Origin of the sequence: Marinospirillum insulare DSM 21763, from assembly GCF_000686905.1 — a bacterium.
Taxonomy (GTDB): domain Bacteria; phylum Pseudomonadota; class Gammaproteobacteria; order Pseudomonadales; family Halomonadaceae; genus Marinospirillum; species Marinospirillum insulare.
Window position 1 is genome coordinate 70,530 of sequence record NZ_JMLW01000001.1, and the last position, 19,714, is coordinate 90,243.

Genomic DNA, 19,714 nt, shown 5'->3' on the forward strand with positions numbered 1-19,714 from the left:
CCCTTTATCTCATTTGCTGCTAGAGCCTTTAAACTAAACCAACTTAGGCTAAAGCAGCAAGTGAGACAAGGAGTTTAAGTTTTAACGACCACCAGTACGGCGTAAAGCAGCAGGGGTAAAGCTACTACGCTTGGCGTTGTAGTCCCAGTTATAACCACGCGTATCGTTGATTAAACCCGACACTAGGTAACGACCATTCACCAAGTCATAAACAGTTTCTGCAGAGTACCAAGGAATTTGTACATCTTGGAATTGAACAGTGTGCCCTTCGGCTACACGCCATAGGTTATCTCGGCCATCGTAGTGGTCAACATGGGCTAGCTGGTAAGTATCTTCATCAAAATACATAACTCGCTTAGCGTAGATATGACGCTGACCATCTTTTAGTGTGCCTTCAACTTCCCAAACACGGTGTAATTCATAACGTGTGTGATCAGGGTTCATATGGCCTGCTTGTACAACATCGCCAACACTTAAATCTGTATCTAACAGCTGGTAAGCGTTGTAGGGAATGTACATTTCTTTTTTGCCAACTAGCTTCCAGTTGTAACGGTCAGGAGAACCGTTAAATACGTCTAGACCATCGGAAGTACGCTGACCATCAGCTGCGGTACCTGGACCGTCATAAGCAACTTGAGGTGCGCGACGCACACGGCGCTGACCGGCGTTGTAGATCCAAGCACGGCGTGGTTCTTTAACCTGGTTCATGGTTTCTTGTACTAGCAGAACCGTGCCCGACAAACGCGCTGGCGCGGTAACCGATTGTAAGAAATAGAAAAGGCTATTTTCTACTGGGTCACCAATAAACATAAATTCTTCAGAAAGGGTAACCGCTGTGTAGCTACCACCGGCTTGCGGAGTTACCAAACTGACTTCACGTTCTGCACCTGTACCTCGGTAGCGAGTGGAGTGGTTCCACACCAGTTCTACACCTGTTTTTGGTAGAGGGAAGGGCGTTACTTCAGTAAAGTTTTCAACCCCGTTACCACCATCAACTAGCTGCGCGGTTTTAGCATTCTTTTTAACCTGATCGTAAACCGACTGAGGGTAGCTAGCGGTACGATGGCTTTTATACACAGGAATTTTATAAGTATCTGGGTACTTTTTAAGCATTTCTATTTGGCCAGGCGCCATGTTTTTTTCATACTGCTGATAGTTTTGGGCAGTAATCACAAACAAAGGCTTTTCGTTAGCAAAGGGGTTGCCATAACCCTCTTTCCAACCACCTGGTGCATTTTTTAAGCCGCCCTCCCAAGCAGGAATTTTGCCATCGGCACTGCCGGCACGTTCTGCACCCATAGGGGTGAGTTTATCACTATCTAGGCTGTCAGCAGCAAAAGCTGAACCAGTGGTTGCCAATAAACCCGCTGCCACTAGGGCTGTTGCCAGCCCGCTTAAAGAAAAGCTTTTAGAGAAATTATGATTTAACTGTTTCATAAGACTTGTCCTTCATGATTGTTTTTATAAGGCTTGGGGAAGCCTTTTGAATGACGTTACTGAAGACGCTAGCACAAGGCATAAAGTTACGAGAAAGCGCAGTTTACAAGTTGGTAAATGAGCATTTTGAGTAAACTTTTAACGCAGTGCTAGCTATGTAAGTAGTTATTCAATGGCTTCCTAAAAGTTTACGCCAACGTTTAGGCTAATAAAGTCACGGTCATCTAAATCCCAGTAATCAGTAGAGAAGTAGTTGGTGTAGCTAAGGTTAGCCGTGTAGGTATTCATATACTCAGCACCTAACGCAGTACCCAAAATCATACGACCTTCATAAAACTGACTGCCTGGCTCTGGGCCGTAACCGCTTACATCATGGCTCCAAGACAGCGTAGGCTTAAGCGTTAAACCACTGATTAAAGCGTTGGTGTACTCCAACTGACCCACTAAACGGTAGCCCCAAGACAGGTCAGTTACATAACCGTTATCGGCAAAGGTTTCAGTTTCGCTGCCGTAAGAACCATAAACCGATGAGCGGCCAAAGCGCATTTCACTGGTGTCGGGCAGGTCATTCACATAGGTAAAGCCCACCTCACCTATTAAGCGCAGGTTATCAGCCGCTAATACACGGTTAAAGTCGTGAATAAAGGTCGATTGGAATTGGAATACATCAAATTCGTTGTAACCTTGTTGTGGACCTGCTTCTAGTAAACCTGCCTCTTTAGGAAGGCGAGCTAATAAAGCTGTATAGGATGCGTGATCAGGGTTATTTTCGTTATAGGTTTCTGGGTCGTACCCTAGGTTACCTAATAAACCTCTAATGAGTACGTCATTAGCATTAATTTGGATAGGTGTGTCTGGACGGTAGGTGAGCTCACCTGACCAAGCTGTACCTGTAGGTAATAGAGTGGCAAAAGAAGCCGCAAAGATTTTTTGATCTTCAGGGAACTCAATAAAGTACTTGGTTGGTTCATCTTTGCCTGCAGCGGCAATCATTGCCTGTGCTCCAGCAATATTTGGATCATTTGCAGGGTTGGTTGCAAGGACTTGGGCTACTTGAGCTACTCCTGCTGCGTGAGCAGGGTCTGTTACATCTAAGCCTTGTCCAGCGGCCATTGTCTTTAGTACCTCAGCATAGGTAGCTGCTTTATGCGGGTCTGAACCTGCGCTCACCTTACCTCCAACTATGGGTAGTCGGCTATGCACATTCTGGAAAGAAAGCCCGAATTCTGTACCGTTAAGCTGTTCTGCATACCATTTTAAAGCCACACCAAATTGCCCGCTAGAACTAGGTTCTTCATCATCCAAACGCTTAGCAATGTTTATATCTGTTTTGCTAAGCCCTAGCTGACCATAGCTATTAGCTAGTGCATAAGCGCCTTCTAGAGTGGCAAAAGGTGTGCCTAGCACTGTGCCTGCGTTATTAGCTTGTTCAGTTAAGCCGCTTTGATAATAAACTGGCCCACAACCCTCTGCGGCAAAGTCACTATTCGCAAAGTAGGTACCGCAAGCATCGGCGCGGGTGCGTTCCCACTCTAGTTGGTAATAACCTTCTAGGTTAAAGTTACCCATTTCATCTAAAGCTATCGAACCTGACAGCATAGTCACAGGTAATAAGGCATCTCTTAGTTCAGCACCCGGACGTCTTAGGGCTTGTACGTCTATTGGGTTGGCTGCGTTTTGCCCACCCTGAATAAAAGTGCTTTGACCCCAGTTAAGTACATGGCGGCCTAAAATGGCTTGAGCAGGAAGGCCAGCTACATCAAACTCACCCCAAATATAGGCATCCATTAATTCGATGCCGCTTTTAGCATCATCAAAGGCTTTGGTGCCTTTCCAGTCGTCTCTCATGCCAGCATTGGTTGGGCCATCTAAATCACTTAAGGCATGGTCATACCAGTAACGAAAACTAACCTTGGCGCCCACATTACGATAGTCATTGTGAGTTAAACCTAGCGTGTGGTTACCGGTAATCACCTGTGAAAAGGCATCGTTTTTATCAAAATTCATATTACCGTTATCAGTGTTACTAGAAGAGTTACCTTGGTAGGTGGGGTTGGCGGAGCTAGCACCCGGCGACACTGCTTCAAGAGTACCTTTGGCTATATAATCATTATTACGTTTTTCTGTACGCCAGCTAGAACCCAGCGTCAGTTTTGAGTCGGCTTTTAAGTTAAATTCACCCATTTCAAAGTCGGCAGCTTGTACTTGTGACATGCCTGCTATGGCTAAAGCCAATAGGCTTAAGCGAGGGAGTTGTTTGGTAAAGCCGCTAGAAGTGCGGCGCTGTTGCTTACTCATGATCTTCACCTCTTGTTGTTATCTGATCTTGCTCGTTGGTGTTTTTATCAGGTTTTCTTTTATTTTGAATGACTGCTTAGCATAGGAATGTTATGTAAACAGGTGTTTGAATAGCTTGGGTTCAGTTTGGTGTGCTTAAAGTTTTGCAGCTATCACTCTTTAGGATGATTTTTCAAACGATTTGCTCAGTTAAGTGTGGGGCTGGGGTGTTAGGTAACACTTTGATGTGGCTTGGTTCACTTTTTAAACCACCTAGCTTGCTTTTTAAACCACCTACTCACTTTAAACCAAAGGTTGCTTGCAGCAGGTTAAGGCAGGTAGCAGAATGGATGCTAAATTTTTTGTGGCTTAGCAATTTTGAGGAAAGCACCTATGCGTCGAGTTGTATTTAATCAGAAGGGTGGTGTGGGTAAGTCTAGCATTACCTGTAATCTGGCGGCTATTAGTGCTGCTAAGGGCGTACCCACCTTGGTGGTTGATCTTGACCCACAGGGCAACTCCACTCATTACCTAATGGGGCAGCCAGCGCAAGATTTAGATTCCAGCATGTTCGATTTTTTTGAACAAACCTTAACTCTAGGTGGTGGTCGTAAATCCATAGCTGATTTAATTTATGCCACACCCTATGAAAACTTGTATGTGTTGGCGGCGCATCCTGAATTAGAAAGCCTAGAAGCTAAGCTAGAGTCACGCTATAAAATTTATAAATTAAAAGAAGCCTTACAGCAGCTAGAAGAAACCTACCCAGCTATTTGGATAGATACCCCGCCAGCACTCAACTTTTTTACCCGCTCTGCTCTAATTGCCGCCCAAAGGTGTTTAATACCTTTTGACTGTGATGCTTTCTCGCGTCAGGCGCTTTATTCATTAAATGAGTCGGTTGAAGAACTAAAGATGGATCATAACGATGCGCTAGAAATAGAAGGCATAGTGGTGAACCAATTTAATGCTCAGGCTAAATTACCTAAGCAACTAATAGATGAGCTACTAGCAGAAGGCCACCCAGTGTTGCCCGTGCACCTAACCAGCTCGGTTAAAATGCGTGAATCGCACCAGGTGTCTAAGCCGCTTAACTATTATGCGCCCAAGCACAAGCTAACTCAGCAGTTCCAAGCCTTGTTTGAGTTGTTACATGCAGGCTAACAAGCTTTCTAGCCCAGTGGTAAGCAACCAAACCCAGCCTTATGAGAAGCTAGCCGAAGTTATACAGCGCCACCAAGAAGCGCCTTTTCAAAAGCCCATTGCTAGTTTTAATCAGCAAGCATTTGATCAAGCAGAGCAGCGTTTAGCAGCGCATGGCGGCCGGCTAATTTTAGATTCGGGTTGCGGAGTAGGGCAAAGCACCCGCCTGTTGGCTGAACGCTTCCCTCAGCATTTTGTTTTAGGCATTGACCGTTCAGCAGACCGGTTAGAAAGAAAGCTGGGTAAGCTGCCAGAGAATGCGGCTTTAATTCGCGCAGACTTAGTCGACTTTTGGCGTTTAGCGGTTGCGGCACAGTGGCAGCCAGATTACCATTTTTTGCTTTACCCTAACCCCAGCCCTAAAAAGAAAGACTTTAAGCTGCGCTGGCACGGTCACCCAGTATTTAACTACCTAGTGGCTTTAGGTGGGCAGTTAGAATGCCGTACTAATTGGCAACTTTATGTATTAGAAATGCAACAAGCACTGAAGTTGATGGGGGTAACGGCCGATCTAAACCCCTTAAATAAAATAGATGAACCCCTAACCCCTTTTGAAAAAAAATACGCTCTTAGTGGTCATCAGCTTTGGCAGCTAAAAGCACAAATTAATTAAGGAAAAAGCATGAACAAGGCGTTGAAGCAGTTTAATCAGATGTTCCCACTCTGGGCATTGTTGCTAGCAACGGTAGGTTATTTTCAGCCACAGTTGTTTATTGGTTTAGGTGACCTGCCCTACCTTACGTTGGGCGATTTAATTTTTTATTTGCTGGCGCTGATCATGTTTTTTATGGGGGTCACGCTAAAAATTAGTGACTTTGTGCGTGTATTTGTTCAGCCGCATAAAGTGCTAATAGGTACGCTTATTCAGTTTACTGTTATGCCCTTGGCTGCGTTTATTATTAGTAAAGCTTTATTGCTGTCTCCTGAACTCACCGCAGGTATGGTGCTAGTGGGTGCAACAGCAGGGGGTACTTCTTCTAATGTGGTGACTTATTTAGCTGGTGGCAAGGTTGCGCTTTCTATCACCATGACATTGGTTTCTACCCTAGTAGCCATAGTTGCTACTCCTTTATTGGTTGATCTGTATATAGGTGGTGAAGCTCTGGAAGGTACAGCCTTAGATGTGCCGGTAGTGGATATGATGAAAGACATAGCCAAAATAGTGATTGCTCCTGTGGTTTTAGGGGTGGTTATTAACAGCTTGTTTAGCCGTAAGCTTCGTAAGGCAGGTAATGCTTTGGCAACTGGCTCTATGCTGTGTATTTTATTGGTTATCGCTATAGTGGTTAGCTTAAACGCTGGCCGTATTGCTAGCCTTGGTCCACTGCTAGCATTAGCGGTTATGCTGCACAATATCTGTGGTTTTGCAGCGGGGTATTTTGGTGCCAAGTTATTGAAATGTAATGAGCGAGAGTGCCGCACTATTGCAATAGAAGTGGGTATGCAAAACTCTGGTTTAGCTGCTGGTTTGGCTACTAAATACTTTGGTGCTGCGGCTGCTTTACCCGGTGCGATTTTCAGCGTTTGGCACAATATATCTGGGGCTGTTTTAGCAGGTCACTGGAGCCGCATTAGAGTAAAAGATGACAGCTGATACTTTTGAACCCACCCCTTCAGCTTTTGAGCTGGAGGTGCGTCGGGTTGCCAATAACCCTAGCAAAGCTGCTTATCCACGCAAGGCATTTAATGCCCGAGGCAGCTTTGTTACCCGCTGCGATGCTTGCCGTATGCCCCGCCTGTATTGCATTTGTAAGTTTCGTACCCCAGTAGCTTCTAAAGCCGTTTTTTGGGTGTTAATGCACAGTAACGAAGCCTACAAACCTACCAATACCGCAAGGTTGATTGGCGACACCCTGCCAGAAACCCAAGTATTTGAATGGAACAGAACCCAGCCGCCCCAAGCCTTTTTAGACTTATTGGCTAACCCTGACTACCAGCCGTTTTTAATTTTTCCAGACGACCAGCCAGATTACCAAGATAGAGTGGTTAACTTACCCACAGCCCGTTTAGGTAATGAGCAGCGTCGCCCGGCTTTTATTCTATTAGATGGTACTTGGCGGCAAGCCAGAAGAATGTTTCGTAAAAGCCCTTGGTTAGCAGATTTGCCAGTGTTGCCCTTGCATAGCACAGAAAAAACCGACTACCGTTTACGCAAGGCTGCTTCAGAAGAACACCTGTGTACAGCAGAAGTGGGAATTGAGTTGTTGAAATTAGCAGGCGAAAAAAATGCTGCCGAAGTGCTGGGTTATTACTTTAAAGTATTCAACCAAGGTTATGCCGCTGCAAGGCACCAGAAGCCCAGTTTAGAGCTAACAGATGCCATGCAATGGTTGGTCGACTATCAGTTAAATCAGTCGGCTAGCGCGTCTAAATAGCGCTCCGCATCTAGGGCGGCCATACAGCCCATACCTGCAGAAGTCACCGCTTGGCGGTAAACATGGTCACATACATCGCCCGCAGCAAATACACCGTTAACACTGGTGGCTGTGGCGTTGCCGTCTAAACCGGATTTAATTTTAATGTAGCCGCTGGTCATGTCTAACTGGTCATTAAAAATATCAGTATTCGGTTTGTGGCCTATGGCAATAAACACACCCGCAACGGGTAATTCTTGAGTAGACGCATCGGCAGTCGATTTTAGCTTTAAGCCAGTAACGCCAGAAGCATCACCCAAAACTTCTTCTAGCTGATGATTCCAAAGAATTTCAACATTGCCGTTTTTAGCTTTTTCTAATAGCTGATCTTGCAAGATTTTTTCTGATCTTAGGCTGTCGCGGCGGTGAACTAGGGTCACTTTTTTGGCGATATTCGATAAATACAAAGCTTCTTCAACAGCGGTATTACCCCCGCCTATCACGGCTACTTCTTGGTTTTTATAGAAAAAACCATCACAGGTAGCACAGGCAGACACACCACGCCCCATAAAAGCTTCTTCGCTAGGTAAACCTAGATACATGGCGCTGGCACCTGTGGCAATAATCAGTGCATCACAAGTATAAGTGCCCTGGTCGCCAGTTAAAGTGAAAGGACGATTTTTAAGTTCAACGGTATGAATGTGGTCAAACAGCACTTCGGTATCAAAGCGTTCAGCGTGTTTACGCATTCTTTCCATTAGCACTGGGCCTTCAACACCTTCGTTATCACCCGGCCAGTTATCTACATCGGTTGTTGTAGTCAGCTGACCACCCATTTGCATACCGGTAATAAGCAAAGGGTTAAGGTTGGCGCGTGCAGCATAAACAGCGGCTGTGTAACCAGCAGGGCCTGAACCTAAAATAATTAATTTGCTATGACGCTTGTTGTTCATGGAAACTCCTGAAAACACAGAAAACTTCTAAAAATTATTAAAAGCCATAAAAAAAGGGGGCGGTTTGCACCGTCCCCTATTTTAGCACTAACTAAAGCTAACTGCCCTAAGGGCTTTTATAGCTAGAACTTACAGCTTGTCAGACTCAGTTGCTAGGTAAGCAGCAACGCCTTCTGGGTTGTCTTTCATACCTTTTTGGCCAGGAGTCCAGCCAGCTGGGCAAACTTCGCCATTTGTTTCGTGGAACTGTAGTGCTTCAACCATACGGATCATGTCATCAACGTTACGACCTAAAGGTAGGTTGTTAACGGTTTGGTGCTGAACGATACCGTCTTTGTCGATTAAGAAAGAAGCGCGTAGTGCAACGCCTTCTTCTGGGTGCTCAATACCGTAAGCGCGAGTAATTTCGTGCTTAACGTCTGCAACCATAGTGAATTTAACTTCACCAATACCGCCATTTTCAGGGCTGGTTTTACGCCATGCGTGGTGAGTAAACTGGCTATCAATAGAAACACCAATCACTTCAACGCCTAGCTCTTCAAACTTAGCCATACGGTTGTCGTGGGCAATAATTTCTGAAGGGCAAACAAAAGTGAAGTCTAAAGGCCAGAAAAATACCATGCGGTATTTGCCATTAGAATCTGACAGCTTGTAGCTATCTACAATAGTACCGTCGCCTTTAACGGCGGGTGCATCAAAATCGGGTGCTTTACGAGTGACTAGTACGCTCATCTTTTATATCTCCTTTGAGAATAATCTAAAGTGTGTTTAGCCCTACTAGCTAAGTATCTAAGCAGGATGTAGCTAAGAATAAGGTGTTAAGCAGGGTTAAGCAACTTGATTAAGTTAATCGACATAATAGCTGTTGGCTATCAAAGCTATAGAGTGTCAAAGTTATTCGCTATACAAATACTGCTGAAAACCAATAAAGGTTTCGCGTATTGTTGCTGTAGAACCTAGCTCTACCGCTGCATCGCTAATGGTATTGTATTTAAGCTCAATAAGGCTACGCATTTTGTTAGCGGCTAATTCTTTTACGCCCTCGGCAACGTATTTATCAAGAATAAAATCAATAAATTCGTGCTGTTTATAATGGGTAAAGGCAGACTTAATTAAGGGTTTGGCGCGTTGAACACGTTCACTGCGTGTACTGGTTTCAGCGGTGTAAGCCACATAAGCCAAAACGTCATACACATCACTGTCTTGGGCATCAATTAGCTCTTTCATGCTGTCTAATTTTTCATCGTCGTAACCCGCTTCTGCTAAGTCTTCTAGCAGTTTTTCACGCGTGGTTGGGTCGCTCCATATTGCTCGTAACTGGTCTTCATCTTTAAAAAATTTGGGCAGGTCGGCAAACATTCGTTCAAGAAACTCTTTTGCAGTAATTGGTTTGCCTTCTGCACTCCAATACATAGCCGATGAAATATGTTTTATTTGCCTTGCACGGCCATCCGATAATTCAATTTCTAGCTTCTCACAAACACAGGGCCGGCTAGCACAAAGCTGGCAAGCTTCAGGTTCTGTCTTTTCACAGTTACAAGGCTTTTGTTCGCATACCTTGCACGCTTCTGGCTCGCCTGTACCTTCGCCAGTATCTTCACATTCGCACGGGGTTTTGCCACATTCTGGACATGCTTCATTTGGAATAGGCTCACCATCCCAAGCTTCGTCGGCAAAGTTATGGTGGGCTTTTACAAAATCGTAAAGGGTAAAATAATCTTTTCCATCGTAGGTACGAGTGCCACGACCAATAATCTGCTTAAATTCAATCATATTATTGCAGGGGCGCATTAACACGATATTACGCACATTACGCGCATCAACACCAGTCGATAGCTTGCGTGAAGTGGTTAGAATGGTTGGAATAGTTTTTTCGTTATCACAAAAGGTTTTCAAATCATTTTCGCCTGCTAGGCCATCATTAGCAGTAACACGCACACAATAATCAGAGTTAGTCGTCCAGCCCTTTTTAACCGCATATTGGTTAATAAAATCGCGCACTATGCCAGCGTGAGCTTGAGTTGCACAGAATACTAGGGTTTTTTCATGGGGGTTGAAGCGATCCATCCAATAGTGAACACGGCGCTCTTCTCGCTTTGGAATGGTAATAATGCGGTTAAAGTCGCTTTCTTTATAAAGCCGGCCCGGCTCTAATTCACCCTTAACGACTAAACCATCACCCGGCAAGTAGGTGTATTCATCCATAGTGCCAACAATTGGTAGCACCTTGAAGGGCGTTAAAAACCCATCGTTAATGCCTTCTTTTAAGGTGTAGCTATAAACTGGCTCACCAAAGTAACTATAAGTGTCGGCATTGTCTGTGCGCTTGGGCGTGGCAGTTAAACCTAGCTGTACGGCGGGGGCAAAGTAATCAAGAATATCGCGCCATGCACTTTCATCATTTGCACCACCACGGTGGCACTCATCAATAATAATTAAATCAAAAAAGTTGGCTGGGTATTGCTGGTGATAGGGGTTGGCATCTGGAATGGTTTTGCCATTTTCTTCGTCTTCGCTACCTTCTACTAGCTGAGTATTTGGCCCACACACCAAGGTTTGGAAAATAGTAAAAAACACACTGCCGTTTTTAGGGACGCTGCCAGATTTTCTAATCTCTGCAGGGCTAATACGCACCAGCGCACCAGGGTTATTGTTTTCAAATGCTCCAAAATCATTAAATGCCTGATTAGCTAAAATATTACGGTCGGCTAAAAATAAAATACGTGGGCGCTTTTTAGCCAAGTTAATGTCTTTTTGCGCGGTTAAGCTCCAACGGGTTTGAAATAACTTCCAAGCCATTTGAAAACCAATACAGGTTTTACCTGTACCTGTCGCAAGGGTGAGTAAAATACGCTGCTTGCCTTGGGCAATGGCTTCAAGTGCATTGTTAATGGCGTTTTCTTGGTAATAGCGTGGGGTCCAATCGCCTTTGGTTTCAAAAGGAATGGCTGAAAAAGCTTCTCGCCAAGCAGTGGTAAAAGCTGCTTCTGGCTTATCATCAGGTTGCTTAAAGGTTAAGTCCCACAGGGTTTGTGGTGAGAGGTACTCATCGACCAGCTTTTCTTCACCCGTTAGCCTATCTATTTGGTAAATAGCCTGTCCATTGGTGGCGTAAGCAATTCGGCATTGCAGGCGTTGAGCATAATCCTTGGCTTGGCGCACACCTTCGCTATAAGGCAAGCTCTCTTTTTTGGCTTCTATTGCAGCTAACTTACGGCCTTTATACACCAGCACATAATCGCAAGGTACAGGGTTAGAACGCTTGCCACCTGCCATAATTTGACCAGGGCAAATAAGCTCACGGCGAATAAAGCTGTTATCTACCACACCCCAGCCAGCAGCTACTAGCTTAGGGTCGATTAAATTTGCGCGGGTATCGGCTTCATTCATAGCCATTTAACTAATCCTTTAAAAATGCTTGTGTAAAAAACTCATATCCAAGTTTTAGCCAGTAACTTTGCTTTGCTGCGTCTGGAATCGAAAAAAAGGCTCTTCTAACTAATTTGAGGAGCTTGTACGCGCCACAAACTCATTTGAGGAGCGCGAATTAAAATATAGGCTCCTCAAAATCATTTGAATACTTCGCGCCCTTCCGCCAAATTGAGCAATTTAGGAAAACATAAAACAGCGGCTCTACGGCCACTTCCTGCTTGTAGCTCCATTAACACTCCAGCCTCTTTAAGCTGCCTTAATAAACCGGGTGTCGTTTTTTCGTGGATACCATGCTCTTGGCTAAAGCGTGTAATTAAGTCGGTTGTTTTAAAAATGGGCTTACTAAACAGTGCGTCTAGCAAGTGAACCGAGTATTGAGAGCGCGTTACCTCATGAATGCGTAATTTCATATCATCGTATAAAGCCATAATGGTTTTCACACGATCACTATTTTGCTTAGCTTGTACGGTAATAGCTTTTAGAAAAAACGCAATCCAGCCGTTCCAGTCACCTTCTTTAGAAATGTTATTTAGGCGTTGGTAATACTCATCTCGATTAGCTTCAAGGTATTCACTTAAATAGAACATGGGTTGCGACAAGACTTTTTTCTGGAATAAAAACAAGGGGATTAATAAGCGTCCAATCCGGCCATTACCATCTTTAAATGGGTGCAATAATTCAAACTGAGCATGAACAACAGCTACTTGCAGTAGAAAGTCGGAATCATCAAAATCCAAATAGTCTTGCCATGCTTGTAAGTGATCTTGTAGTTGCAAGGGTGAAGGTGGCACAAAACTCGCTTCTTCCATGCTGCAGCCTAAACGACCAATCCAGTTTTGGTCTTTGCGAAACTCGCCAGGGGTTTTACCTTGGCCACGCACACTGTTTAATAAAATACGGTGTAGCTCTAAGATAAGCGACAAGCGAATGGGGTAGCCTTTTAAATGCTCGCTGGCTTGAAAGAGAGCTGAGCGGTAATTGGATATTTCTTGAATATCCTTATATTTTTCGCCATGCTTTTCTAAGCCTGCTTCATGCTCTAACACTTCATCCACTGTAGCTTGTGTGCCTTCAATCTTAGAGGATAATACCGCTTCTTGAGTCGTTAAAGGCGATAACATTACCGCAGGATTGGGAATACCCTGCAATAAACCATCGTATCGAGCTAGTTCGGCATTCGCTGCGCCGACTAAAGCAAACAACTGGCGATAATCTAAGTTTTCAAGTGGCAGCGAGTCTGGCTGATAAGGCCTAGAGCCATTAGTGGTATTAGAGTTAGGAAGCATTAGCCTAGCGCTCCTTTAGGGTTGATTAAATTAGCGCGGGTATCGGCTTCATTCATAGCCATTTAACTAATCCTTTAAAAATGCTTGTGTAAGAAAATCATCTTGCACCTTACATATAAATAACCATATATAAAAAAACATTGAGAAATTTACATATGGGTAACGATACCAAGTCTTTCACGTACAGGCACAACCAAGTAAAAACAATTATTTCTGGTTAAGCGGCTAACAATCAAGACAGAACCAAGAAAACAAAAAACATAAGCCATTGATTTAAATGATATAAAAATATAGTAATTAACAAAAAACCACTGATAATCAAGAGCCGATCAAGAAGCCTATGTTCATTTATGTAAAATTTAAAAGCTATTTTTAGCTAGCTCACCAGAGAAAGCTTTTTGCAGAATGGACTGTTTGAGTTCTTCGATATTCTTTGCCTTAGAATTATAAATCTCTTCCAAGCGTTCAATTTCAGACGCTAGTGTTGCCAGTTTTAATGCAATATTTTTTTGTACTGAGGTTGGTGGAATAGGTAATATCGCCTTTTTCACAAGATCTCCACTAATGTTCTTCACAATAGCGCCTGCTGCAAGGCTTTGAAATTGGTCTTTTAAATATGGGGAAGACAGCAGGTAATAAAAATATTCGGTATCAATGTTTTCGGGAAGCCTTAGTACAAACCAGCCATCATGAATGTAGCCTTGTGTTGCCATTATATAGGGTCGCCCAAATGACATTGAATTAGAAAGAATAAAGTCCCCTACATCAACAAAACGTGACTTTTCAGCACCCTTGCGAGTGATCTTTTCTTTCGTTTTTTCGATATATTTCTGACCTTCTTTTGTATCTCCGATTTTTACCCAGTTCACTCCATCAACACTATCGGTTTGATAGTTTTTTATAGGTCTAGGTGAGCTTCCGCGCTCCACTGTTACAGCTTCCCCCAGCGTTTTCTCAACCCACCCCTTACCACGCTGGCTAAATACTTGCTGCAAGTAGCTTTCAAACAGTTCGCGGGCGTTTTTTAGGTTTTGCTCGGTCTTGGCGCGGGCTTGTTCGATACCGGCAAAGGCTTCATCAAGGATGGCGACAAGGCGCTTTTGTTCATCAACGTTAACTGGTACATGCACAATTTCATCGTGGACATGGTTGCGGTTAAGTGTTGGCACACCAGCTCCGCTCGTATACCTACTTAAATTAAAGCTTTCGAGAAGATAAAAAACAAAGCGAGGGTCATTGCCATGGAAATCTTTAATGTAAAGAGTAGTATTTAAAGGCCAGAAATCTTCTTTGATATAGAACACTTGACCGATGCTACCCGAGCGACCTGTAACCACACCGGGACCTTTAACTTTAGCCACAGAGTGGAAGTCAATGTAGCCACTCGAGCTTATTAGCGGGAATTCACCGCTTTTGCGCTGCGCCTTGGGCAAGTCAAATCCCCGCTGTAATATGCAAACGTCCATCAACTTTTTATGAGCCCACCCCATCACAACAACTCCTGAATACTATCCAGAATTGCTTCGCTTTCCTTATCTAATTGCATGATCTCTTTAATAATTTCTTGTGGCGCTCGCAGTGGTGCTTCTTCGGCGACGTTGGGGTTTTTAACCGATAAATCCCAAGTTGCTTTATCTAAATCTGCTGTAGCTAATGACCAAGATTTAGCGCTGTCTTTAAAGTCTTTCTGTAACTCTACAAATTCTTTTAAATCGTTGTCGTTGAGTGGGTTGGTTTTGCCAAGGCTGCGGCCTGGGTCTAGCTGATAGAACCAGGTTTTCTGTGTTGGCTCGCCTTTGGTGAAAAATAACACGACGGTTTTTACCCCTGCGCCTAAAAAGGTTTTGGCTGGGCAATCAAGCACGGTATGTAGATTACAGTTTTCTAGCAGTTCTTTACGCAGGGCTACCGAGGCGTTATCAGTATTACTTAAAAAGGTGTTTTTAATGACGATGGCAGCTCGGCCACCGGGTTTAAGCATCTTCATAAAATGCTGCAAAAACAAGAAGGCGGTTTCGCCGGTTTTAATTGGGAAGTTTTGTTGTACTTCTTTGCGCTCTTTGCCGCCAAAGGGTGGGTTGGCCAATATAATATCGTGCTGCTGGCTGGGGGTTATGTCTTGCAGGTTTTCGCCTAGGGTGTTGGTGTGAATCACGTTGGGCGCTTCGATGCCATGCAAAATCATGTTCATAATGGCAATCACATAAGCTAACGATTTTTTCTCTTTGGCGTAAAAGGTTTTTTCTTGCAGGGTTTTTAAATCGCTGGTGGATAATGACTTTTGGCTGGCTCCACCTTGGCGTAGGTAATCGTAAGCTTCACACAAAAAACCTGCCGAACCTGCTGCACCATCGTAAATGGTTTCGCCTATTTGTGGGTTTAGTACGTCTATCATGGCGCGAATTAAAGGGCGGGGTGTGTAGTATTCGCCACCATTTCGCCCTGCGTTGCCCATGTTTTTAATTTTTACTTCATACAGGTGTGATAGTTCGTGCTTTTCTGCTTGGGAACGAAAGCGTAGCTGGTCTATTTTTTCTAGCGCATCACGCAGTGAGTAGCCGCTTTGGATTTTATTTTTGATCTCGCTAAAAATCTCACCAATTTTGTATTCAATGGTGTCGGGTCTTTCTGCGCGTTGTTTAAAGCTTTTTAAATAGGGAAATAATTCACCATCAACAAAGTCCATTAAGTCGCTGCCGGTTAGGGCGTTGTTGTGGTCAAACTCGCCCTTAGCAGTTTTAGGCGCAGCCCAAGAGCCCCAGCGGTATTTTTCATCAATGATGTAGTGGTAGTCTTCTGCCATTAACTCGGCTTCTTGAGACTTGGTGAACTCTAGGTCATCTAGGTATTTAAGAAATAGCATCCATGAGGATTGCTCGGTGTAGTCTAATTCACTAGAACAGCCAGCATCTTTGTGGAAGATGTCGTCGATATTTTTAAAAGTTTGTTCAAACATGCTGGTGTGGTAATCCCTTAAATGGTTTTGTGCGGCTAAAAGGTAGCTACTTAAACAGCAACTATAGCAAAAAACACAATTAGGGCGTTAATGAGCAAGTGTTTATAGGAGATGATGGCTTTTGGGGGAGGGTGCTGCTATTTTTGAAGGCTTAAAACAAAAAAACAGCCAAGGAGGCTGTTTATTAGTTAAGCTATTGAAAAGCTTGTATTTTTTTAGTGGTGCCGACACCAAGAGTCGAACTCGGGACCTACTGATTACAAGTCAGTTGCTCTACCAACTGAGCTATGTCGGCTTCACTAAAAATTTTTAGGTGGCTGGGGTAGGAGGATTTGAACCCCCGGATGGCTGGACCAAAACCAGCTGCCTTACCACTTGGCTATACCCCAACTGATTACCTAATATTACTGTGTTGATGGTGGCCAGAGGCGGAATCGAACCGCCGACACAGGGATTTTCAATCCCTTGCTCTACCGACTGAGCTATCTGGCCTCAACGGAGACGTATTAAATAGATTTAGTGCTGGTTCGTCAAGTGTTTTCTAAAGATATTTTGTTCTTTTCTTTCAAAGCCTTACAAATCAAGGCTTAGCAAAACAATAGTTTAATCTTCTTTAGGCGGTACATAACCTTCAATTTGGTCAACTTCTTCATTGTTGAAGAATTTTTCCATTTGTTCTTGTAGGTAGCTGCGTGCTTCTGGCTGAAATACTTTGAGTCTTTTTTCGTTGATTAAACGTGTTTGGTGGGTCATCCATTCATCCCAAGCTTGTTTTGAGATGCTGCTTAGAATGTCTTGGCCTTTTTGACCGGGTAGTGGTGCAACGCTTAAAGCGGGTAAATCTTTTTGGTATTTGCGGCAAAATACGGTAGCGGACATGCAGTTTTCTCCTGAGTTGGATTTTTTAGCAAGAAAAGTATTTTTTGATAGGTGCTGCTAAACCTATGTTTCCAAATTTCTTCTGATCATACCAGTTTAACTGGTTGGTGTAGTTGGCAGGGTTTTCTGCTAGTTGGGGTTTGGCTAGTTGTGCTACCCATAGGTGAAGGGTGAGTTGGTAATGGCTAAACAGGTGGCTTTGAGTTATTTTTAGACTTGGTTCAAGTTTTGCTAGGGGTTGGTGGGTTAGTATCCATTCTTCTAGTGCTTGTGGGTCAGTAAATTCAGGAAAGCTCCATAAGCCACCCCAAATGCCTTGATCGGGTCGTTTTTCTAATAGAACAGCTCCTTGGCTGTTTAGTACCACTAAGGCATAGCGTGTTTTTTGAGCTAGTGTTTTTTTAGGTCTGGGAGTAGGCAGTTGCTCGGTTAGGTTTTGTGCTTTAGCGGCACAACCACTGGCAACAGGACAAATTTCGCATTGGGGTTTACTGCGCGTACAAAGCGTTGCGCCTAAATCCATAATGGCTTGAGTGTATTCGGGCAGTTGTTCGTTAGGGGTTAATTGATCTGCTGCTTGCCATAATTGTTTGCTGACTTGTGCTTTGCCGTACCAGCCTTCAATTGCAAAGTAGCGAGCAACCACACGCTTTACATTGCCATCTAAAATAACGGCTCTTTGACCAGTGCTAAAAGCACAAATAGCGGCGGCTGTTGAGGGGCCAATACCGGGTAGGTTTTGCATGGCTTCCAAACTGTGAACTGGAAATTCTCCCTGGTGCTCTGTCACGACTTTTTGCGCGCAGCGGTGGAGGTTTCTGGCGCGGGTGTAATAGCCTAAGCCTGCCCAAAGGTGCATTACTTCATCTGTGGTGGCTGCTGCAAGGCTGTTAACGTCGGGGAAGCGTGCCATAAAGCGTTGATAATAGTCGATAACCGTTACAACTTGAGTTTGCTGTAGCATGATTTCTGAAACCCAAATGTTGTAGGGCAATCGATTTTTTTGCCAGGGTAAGTTTTTACGACCTTGGGTTTGATACCAGTGCAAAAGTTGGTGAGCAAAGCGCTTGCTTGACATAGGTTTCTCTAAGTAAAATTCGGGGCTAGCTTAATGATGATATTAATTTGCATGTTAGGCTTTTAGTGTTTGCATTTGCTAACAGATGGCTATAGATTGACTCGCTAAGATATAAATCTAAAGTTGTATAATAACAAAAAATAAATAGTGCATTTTGTAGGCTTGCGCTAGCTATTCTAGTTGAGGGTGTTTTAGAGATGGATTCTCAAGTTTTAAAGGATGACCAAAAAATAACCGTTGCTCAAAAGCTTAGGTTAAGGCGTTCTTTAATGGCTGTAGGTGCTGGCTTTGCTAATAGTCTAGTTATTACAATTGCATGGCAGTTTGGCTATGTTTTTGTTAGTGGTGAACTGCTTTTTGCTTACCTTGCTGTTTCCAGTATTGGTTATGCTCTCTTTCCTTGGTTAATTCTAACCAAGAAAAATTTGAATTTTTCAGACCCTAGCATGACAAGCTTTCAAATTGGTTGGCAGCTAATAATGATTCTGGTGTGTATGTATGCAGCACCAGGTATTCGAGAACTGCTAATTGTTAACTTCTTGCTGATTCTGCTTTTTTCTGTGTTTCGTTACCATCCTAAGCAATTACCTTTTGTTGCTGCTTTTTTGCTGAGTAGCTACCTACTGGTTATTTTAGCTCAGCTCATGTGGAGTTCTGCACCTATACACTGGCAGTATGAAGTGGTGACTAGCTTGGTGTTTGTGTTGGGTTTAATTGGTGTTAGTTTGCTGGGTGTGGAAATAAGCAGCCTGCGCGTTGCCTTAAAAAGGCGCAATGAGCATTTGGCGTTATTAACTGCAAAAAATGAGCAGCTAGCAGTAACCGATGATTTAACTGGTTTGTATAATCGCCGTCATTTAATGCGTATTTTACGCCGCCAAAAGAGTTTAAGTGACCGGGGTGGCTATCAGTTTTCTATAGGTTTTATTGATTTAGATTTCTTTAAACAGGTGAATGACACCTATGGTCATGCTGCAGGTGATGCTGCGCTTGTAGCTGTCGCTAAAGAAATTAATCGCACCTTGCGTGATGTGGACTATGTGGCGCGTATAGGTGGTGAAGAGTTTGTTGTGGTGCTTTCACAAACTGATTATGCCGAAGCTTTGCGTATTGCAGAGCGTTTGCGTGCAGACATTGCTCAGTTAAAAATTGACTTAGGTGAAGGGCAGCCCACCATTGCTTTAACTGCTTCTTTAGGAGTGGCGACCTACCGTTTAACGGAAACCCTTAATGATTTAATTCATCGGGGCGATAGTGCCGCCTATGCAGCTAAGAGCTGTGGTCGTAACTGCATAGTAGGTGAAAAAGAATTGCCTGAAACTGAGCAGTATAAGAACCCTTTAGCTAGTTCAAAGCTAGAGGATCCAGACTTAGTCTTTCCTGCGATTGTAGACTAATGAGTTAGCGTTTAGGTTTAAAAAAGTCTTCTAGGTGTTTTTTGGCTGCTGCCTGCAGTAAACCACCTTTTACCTCTAACTGATGATTAAACCAAGGTTGTGCGGGTAGGTTGCATACCGATGCAATTGCCCCTGTGCGTGGTTCTTTGGCGCCGTAATAAAGGGTTTTAATGCGGGCATTGAGAATTGCACCTATGCACATGGTGCAAGGCTCTAGGGTGACGTAAAGCGTGCAGTTGTTTAAACGGTAGTTGCTGGTGTTTTGGCAAGCATCGCGAATGGCTTGAACTTCAGCATGGGCAGTTGCATCTTGCTGGCTAATGCATTGGTTAAAACCACGGCCAATAATTTCGCCTTCAGCATTAACAATAACAGCGCCTACAGGCACTTCGCTTAGAGCTGCGGCTTCAGCAGCTAGCTCTAAAGCTCGGTGCATATAGTATTCAGGCTTGTGAGCCATTA

Annotated in this window: 16 protein-coding genes and 3 tRNA genes; 5 read left to right on the forward strand and 14 right to left on the reverse strand. The window is 43.8% G+C overall.

What is annotated here, in order from left to right:
- Positions 1-81: 81 nt before the first annotated feature.
- A complete protein-coding gene (locus BP27_RS0100380) occupies positions 82-1,437 on the reverse strand; it encodes a DUF1329 domain-containing protein (RefSeq protein WP_051610048.1) in 1,356 nt (451 codons plus the stop codon).
- Between the two features lie 180 nt (positions 1,438-1,617).
- Complete coding sequence (locus tag BP27_RS0100385; RefSeq protein WP_027849850.1) at positions 1,618-3,735, reverse strand: DUF1302 domain-containing protein; 2,118 nt, start codon at positions 3,733-3,735, stop codon at positions 1,618-1,620.
- Positions 3,736-4,107: 372 nt separating this feature from the next.
- Here BP27_RS0100385 and BP27_RS0100395 point away from each other — a divergent pair, with 372 nt between their 5' ends.
- The 4 genes from BP27_RS0100395 to BP27_RS0100410 are packed head-to-tail and all read left to right on the forward strand — an operon-like array spanning position 4,108 to position 7,292.
- Positions 4,108-4,878: a ParA family protein gene (locus tag BP27_RS0100395; protein WP_027849852.1), complete on the forward strand. Its 771-nt coding sequence runs from the start codon at positions 4,108-4,110 to the stop codon at positions 4,876-4,878.
- Positions 4,868-5,530: a tRNA (guanine(46)-N(7))-methyltransferase TrmB gene (gene trmB, locus BP27_RS0100400; RefSeq protein ID WP_027849853.1), complete on the forward strand. Its 663-nt coding sequence runs from the start codon at positions 4,868-4,870 to the stop codon at positions 5,528-5,530. The genes BP27_RS0100395 and trmB overlap by 11 nt, the downstream gene beginning before the upstream one ends.
- A gap of 9 nt (positions 5,531-5,539) precedes the next feature.
- Positions 5,540-6,511 carry a bile acid:sodium symporter family protein gene (locus BP27_RS0100405; RefSeq protein WP_027849854.1) on the forward strand — a complete coding sequence of 324 codons (972 nt, stop codon included), beginning with the start codon at positions 5,540-5,542 and terminating at the stop codon, positions 6,509-6,511.
- Complete coding sequence (locus BP27_RS0100410; protein ID WP_027849855.1) at positions 6,501-7,292, forward strand: tRNA-uridine aminocarboxypropyltransferase; 792 nt, start codon at positions 6,501-6,503, stop codon at positions 7,290-7,292. Before BP27_RS0100405 ends, BP27_RS0100410 begins: the two co-directional genes overlap by 11 nt.
- Here the strand turns inward: BP27_RS0100410 and trxB are convergent.
- The 11 genes from trxB to mutY form a co-directional block, all read right to left on the reverse strand.
- Complete coding sequence (gene trxB / locus BP27_RS0100415; RefSeq protein ID WP_027849856.1) at positions 7,268-8,224, reverse strand: thioredoxin-disulfide reductase; 957 nt, start codon at positions 8,222-8,224, stop codon at positions 7,268-7,270. The genes BP27_RS0100410 and trxB overlap by 25 nt on opposite strands.
- A 129-nt stretch (positions 8,225-8,353) precedes the next feature.
- A complete protein-coding gene (locus tag BP27_RS0100420) occupies positions 8,354-8,956 on the reverse strand; it encodes a peroxiredoxin (protein ID WP_027849857.1) in 603 nt (200 codons plus the stop codon).
- A gap of 162 nt (positions 8,957-9,118) precedes the next feature.
- Positions 9,119-11,620, reverse strand: coding sequence for an EcoAI/FtnUII family type I restriction enzme subunit R (gene hsdR / locus BP27_RS0100425; protein ID WP_027849858.1), 2,502 nt, complete (start codon positions 11,618-11,620; stop codon positions 9,119-9,121).
- 173 nt (positions 11,621-11,793) lie between these two features.
- A complete protein-coding gene (locus BP27_RS0100430; protein ID WP_084324463.1) occupies positions 11,794-12,942 on the reverse strand; it encodes a Fic family protein in 1,149 nt (382 codons plus the stop codon).
- Positions 12,943-13,301: 359 nt separating this feature from the next.
- Entirely contained in the window at positions 13,302-14,432 is a 1,131-nt protein-coding gene (locus BP27_RS0100435) for a restriction endonuclease subunit S (RefSeq protein WP_051610050.1), read from the reverse strand.
- Positions 14,432-15,898 carry a class I SAM-dependent DNA methyltransferase gene (locus BP27_RS0100440; protein ID WP_027849861.1) on the reverse strand — a complete coding sequence of 489 codons (1,467 nt, stop codon included), beginning with the start codon at positions 15,896-15,898 and terminating at the stop codon, positions 14,432-14,434. Before BP27_RS0100440 ends, BP27_RS0100435 begins: the two co-directional genes overlap by 1 nt.
- 219 nt (positions 15,899-16,117) lie before the next feature.
- Positions 16,118-16,193: transfer RNA gene (locus tag BP27_RS0100445), tRNA-Thr, on the reverse strand.
- 19 nt (positions 16,194-16,212) lie between these two features.
- Positions 16,213-16,287: transfer RNA gene (locus BP27_RS0100450), tRNA-Gln, on the reverse strand.
- Positions 16,288-16,314: 27 nt separating this feature from the next.
- Positions 16,315-16,390: transfer RNA gene (locus BP27_RS0100455), tRNA-Phe, on the reverse strand.
- A 111-nt stretch (positions 16,391-16,501) separates the two neighbouring features.
- The gene (locus BP27_RS0100460; protein ID WP_027849862.1) at positions 16,502-16,777 is read right to left on the reverse strand and encodes an oxidative damage protection protein; all 276 of its coding nucleotides are present in this window, start codon (positions 16,775-16,777) and stop codon (positions 16,502-16,504) included.
- 25 nt (positions 16,778-16,802) lie between these two features.
- On the reverse strand, positions 16,803-17,855 hold the full coding sequence (gene mutY, locus BP27_RS14700; protein ID WP_036238922.1) for an A/G-specific adenine glycosylase: 1,053 nt from the start codon (positions 17,853-17,855) through the stop codon (positions 16,803-16,805).
- 197 nt (positions 17,856-18,052) lie between these two features.
- Between mutY and BP27_RS16580 the strand changes: the two genes are divergently transcribed.
- Positions 18,053-19,252 carry a GGDEF domain-containing protein gene (locus BP27_RS16580; RefSeq protein WP_051610051.1) on the forward strand — a complete coding sequence of 400 codons (1,200 nt, stop codon included), beginning with the start codon at positions 18,053-18,055 and terminating at the stop codon, positions 19,250-19,252.
- Positions 19,253-19,256: 4 nt separating this feature from the next.
- Here the strand turns inward: BP27_RS16580 and tadA are convergent, their stop codons facing one another.
- Positions 19,257-19,712: a tRNA adenosine(34) deaminase TadA gene (gene tadA, locus BP27_RS0100475; RefSeq protein WP_027849863.1), complete on the reverse strand. Its 456-nt coding sequence runs from the start codon at positions 19,710-19,712 to the stop codon at positions 19,257-19,259.
- Positions 19,713-19,714: the final 2 nt, after the last annotated feature.

What these genes read in the sequence shown, in the direction of transcription:
- BP27_RS0100380 (WP_051610048.1), bottom strand. Translation starts at nt 1,437, where the DNA reads ATGAAACAGTTAAATCATAATTTCTCTAAAAGCTTTTCTTTAAGCGGG.
- BP27_RS0100385 (WP_027849850.1), bottom strand. Translation starts at nt 3,735, where the DNA reads ATGAGTAAGCAACAGCGCCGCACTTCTAGCGGCTTTACCAAACAACTC.
- BP27_RS0100395 (WP_027849852.1), top strand. Translation starts at nt 4,108, where the DNA reads ATGCGTCGAGTTGTATTTAATCAGAAGGGTGGTGTGGGTAAGTCTAGC.
- trmB (WP_027849853.1), top strand. Translation starts at nt 4,868, where the DNA reads ATGCAGGCTAACAAGCTTTCTAGCCCAGTGGTAAGCAACCAAACCCAG.
- BP27_RS0100405 (WP_027849854.1), top strand. Translation starts at nt 5,540, where the DNA reads ATGAACAAGGCGTTGAAGCAGTTTAATCAGATGTTCCCACTCTGGGCA.
- BP27_RS0100410 (WP_027849855.1), top strand. Translation starts at nt 6,501, where the DNA reads ATGACAGCTGATACTTTTGAACCCACCCCTTCAGCTTTTGAGCTGGAG.
- trxB (WP_027849856.1), bottom strand. Translation starts at nt 8,224, where the DNA reads ATGAACAACAAGCGTCATAGCAAATTAATTATTTTAGGTTCAGGCCCT.
- BP27_RS0100420 (WP_027849857.1), bottom strand. Translation starts at nt 8,956, where the DNA reads ATGAGCGTACTAGTCACTCGTAAAGCACCCGATTTTGATGCACCCGCC.
- hsdR (WP_027849858.1), bottom strand. Translation starts at nt 11,620, where the DNA reads ATGGCTATGAATGAAGCCGATACCCGCGCAAATTTAATCGACCCTAAG.
- BP27_RS0100430 (WP_084324463.1), bottom strand. Translation starts at nt 12,942, where the DNA reads ATGCTTCCTAACTCTAATACCACTAATGGCTCTAGGCCTTATCAGCCA.
- BP27_RS0100435 (WP_051610050.1), bottom strand. Translation starts at nt 14,432, where the DNA reads ATGGGGTGGGCTCATAAAAAGTTGATGGACGTTTGCATATTACAGCGG.
- BP27_RS0100440 (WP_027849861.1), bottom strand. Translation starts at nt 15,898, where the DNA reads ATGTTTGAACAAACTTTTAAAAATATCGACGACATCTTCCACAAAGAT.
- BP27_RS0100460 (WP_027849862.1), bottom strand. Translation starts at nt 16,777, where the DNA reads ATGTCCGCTACCGTATTTTGCCGCAAATACCAAAAAGATTTACCCGCT.
- mutY (WP_036238922.1), bottom strand. Translation starts at nt 17,855, where the DNA reads ATGTCAAGCAAGCGCTTTGCTCACCAACTTTTGCACTGGTATCAAACC.
- BP27_RS16580 (WP_051610051.1), top strand. Translation starts at nt 18,053, where the DNA reads ATGGATTCTCAAGTTTTAAAGGATGACCAAAAAATAACCGTTGCTCAA.
- tadA (WP_027849863.1), bottom strand. Translation starts at nt 19,712, where the DNA reads ATGGCTCACAAGCCTGAATACTATATGCACCGAGCTTTAGAGCTAGCT.